The organism is Candidatus Planktophila sp., from assembly GCF_046070465.1.
Lineage (GTDB): Bacteria > Actinomycetota > Actinomycetes > Nanopelagicales > Nanopelagicaceae > Planktophila.
Genome location: NZ_JBJTMK010000122.1, coordinates 1 through 3,245, shown reverse-complemented (window position 1 = coordinate 3,245; position 3,245 = coordinate 1). Strand labels below are relative to the sequence as shown.

The 3,245-nt window shown below is 51.2% G+C and carries 2 protein-coding genes; both read left to right on the top strand.

The window, feature by feature from the left end; translation table 11 throughout:
* A partial coding sequence (locus tag ACKOVI_RS05550) for an NADH-quinone oxidoreductase subunit G (RefSeq protein ID WP_509603090.1) occupies positions 1–2,197 on the top strand: 2,197 nt, incomplete at its 5' end.
* Positions 2,194–3,245: NADH-quinone oxidoreductase subunit NuoH (gene nuoH / locus ACKOVI_RS05545; protein ID WP_509603089.1), on the top strand; the 1,052-nt coding region annotated here is incomplete at its 3' end. The genes ACKOVI_RS05550 and nuoH, both read left to right, overlap by 4 nt.

Sequence of the window (3,245 nt, the reverse complement as noted above, 5' to 3'; positions counted from 1 at the left end):
TCGTCAGTGTCTCGTTGATGTTGAAATCAACGGCCGCGCGTTCCCCAAGCCACAGGCATCATGCACCATCCCGGTTGAGCCAAATATGATCGTTAAGACTCAGCTCACATCACCAGTTGCAGATAAGGCGCAGAAGGGTGTGATGGAGCTTCTCCTTGGAAACCACCCGCTCGATTGCCCGGTCTGCGACAAGGGTGGCGAGTGCCCATTGCAGAACCAGGCAATGAGCAACGGAAATGCAGAGTCACGTCTGACTGGCTACAAGCGCACCTTTGAAAAGCCAATCAACATCTCTTCACAGGTATTGCTCGATCGCGAACGTTGCGTCTTGTGTGCACGTTGTACCCGATTCTCAAATCAGATCGCATCAGATCCATTTATCACTCTCAACCACCGCGGTGCGTTGCAGCAGGTTGGAATCTACGAGAACGATCCATTTAACTCATACTTCTCAGGTAACACTGTACAGATCTGCCCAGTAGGCGCTCTGACCGGTGCTTCATACCGATTCCGCGCACGTCCATTCGACTTGGTATCAACACCAGCTGCATGCGAGCACTGTGCATCAGGGTGCGATATGCGCACCGATGTTCGTCGCGGCAAGACACTTCGTCGCCTTGCTGGAGATGATGCAGCTGTTAACGAAGAGTGGAACTGTGACAAGGGTCGTTGGGCATTTAAGTATGTAACTTCAACAAACCGCCTCACTCAGCCACTCGTTCGCAACGCAGATGGCATTCTCGTAACGGCTTCCTGGCCAGAAGCACTTGCGGCAGCTGCAGCAGGACTTAAGGGCAAGCGCGCAGCTGTTCTCACAGGTGGTCGCGTATCAACTGAAGATGCATACGGTTATTCAAAGTTTGCTCGCATCGCGTTGAAGACTAACGACATTGATTTCCGTGCTCGAGTCTCGGGCAAAGAGGAAGGCGAATTCCTTGCAGCTCACGTTGCAGGCACCTTCAATGTTCATTACAGCGATATTGACTCTGCAGATCACGTTCTTCTCGTTGCATTTGAGCCAGAAGAAGAGTCACCAATTGTCTTCTTGCGCATCAATAAGAACTTTAAGAAGCGCGGCCTCAAGGTCACATCTGTTGCATCTAAGGGTTCAATCGCAATGGATAAGTTGAAGGCAGATTTCATCAAGGTAGCACCTGGTGCGGAAAGCTCAGCTGTTTCATCGGTTGCGCTGACAGCAAAGTCAGTCATCCTTCTTGGTGAGCGCGCATCAGAGTCCGCAGGGCTTATCTCTGCCGCGCTCGCGCTTGCTGAAAAGTCTGGTGCAAAGCTTGCTTGGATTCCTCGTCGCGCAGGCGAACGCGGAGCACTTGAAGCAGGCGCATTCCCAACACTTCTTCCAGGTGGACGTCCAGTTGCAGATTCAGCGGCTCGCGTTGATATTGCTGCTGCATGGGGAATCGACTCATTGCCAGCAGAGCCAGGTCGTACTACAGATCAGATCATCGAAGCACTGGGAAATAATCAGCTCGACGCTGTTGTCGTTGGTGGCGTAGATGCGCATGACATGTTGCACAGCCGCACAGTGCTCGAAGTTTTGAAGAAGACTTTCGTAGTCTCTCTTGAAATCGCAGAGTCAACAATCACTGAAGTTGCAGATGTGGTTCTTCCGGTCGCTGCAGTGACCGAGAAGTCAGGCTCATTCCTCAACTGGGAAGGCCGCGCACGTGCTTTCGATGCTGCGGTTGCTGACTCACTCAATCGCAGTGACGTTCGCATCCTCTCAGCACTCGCTGATGCAATGGGCGAATCAATCATGCTCGGAACAGTCTCTGCAGCAGCTCGAGAGATTGCACAACTCGGTAAGTGGGATGGAGCTCGTGCTCCATTCGCACCAGTTGCTGCAGGTAATGCGCCAGCTGTATCAGGAGATCAAGCAGTGCTTACTTCTTGGCGTCGCTTGCTCGATATGGGCTCAATGCAGCGGGGTGAAGATAACTTGGCTGGCACTCGTCGTCCAACAGTTGCTGTCATCTCTGAGAAGCGTGCATCTGCTGCAGGTGTTGCAACAGGAGATCAAGTACGCATCTCTAATGCACATGGTTCCATCACACTCCCAGTCCTCGTTGAAGATATTCACGATGATGCTGTGTGGATTCCACGTAATTCATTTGGTTCTCAGGCACTTACCGCTCTCAATGCGGTTCACGGCGAACTAGTAACGGTGGTGAAGGCATGACAACAGCACAGCTTCTCGGACAAGATCCAGGATGGCTTATTGCAGTAAAGGCTGTACTTGTCTTTGCTATCTGCGTCGTTTCAACTCTGATGGCGGTCTGGACCGAGCGTCGCGTCCTTGCCAAGATGCAGCAGCGCACCGGCCCTAACCGCGTTGGACCCTTTGGTCTACTTCAATCACTTTCTGATGGAGTCAAGCTTGCTCTTAAGGAAGACATCATTCCTGCAGCTGCAGATAAGGTCGTATTTATCGCCGCACCCATCATCGCTGCAGCGATGTGCTTTATGTCTTTTGCAGTAATTCCAATGACAGGCGTTGTTAATCTCTTTGGACATACAACAGCAATGCAGCTAACAGATCTTCCAGTTGGCGTTCTCTACATCTTGGCTGTGACATCCATTGGTGTCTACGGCGTAGTGCTTGCTGGTTGGTCTTCAGGATCTACCTACCCACTCCTCGGCGGATTGCGTTCCAGCGCTCAAGTTATTTCTTATGAAGTAGCTATGGGTCTTTCGCTCGTTGCAGTCTTTATCTATGCAGGTTCAATGTCGACTTCAGATATCGTGGCTTCTCAGCACGGACACATCTGGAACGCCGTGGTTCTCTTTCCTTCATTTGTTATCTACGTGATTTCAATGGTCGGAGAAACTAACCGCGCACCTTTCGACTTGGCTGAAGCTGAAGGTGAGCTCGTCGGTGGTTTCCACACTGAGTACTCATCGCTGAAGTTTGCGCTCTTCTTCTTGGCCGAATATGTCAACATCATTGCTGTATCTGCACTTGCAACAACTCTCTTCCTTGGTGGCTACCACGCATTCCCAGGGCTCGGTTTTACTGAGAGCTGGCTCGGCGGTTGGTTCGTCATTATCTGGTTCTTCCTGAAGGTGAATATTTTCTTCTTCATCTTTATGTGGCTCCGAGCATCACTTCCACGTCTTCGCTATGACCAGTTCATGAAGTTCGGCTGGAAGGTACTTATCCCAGCTTCCCTTCTATGGATCATGATCGTTGCCTCACTACGAGTGATTCAGCAGAACGGTGCATCTCG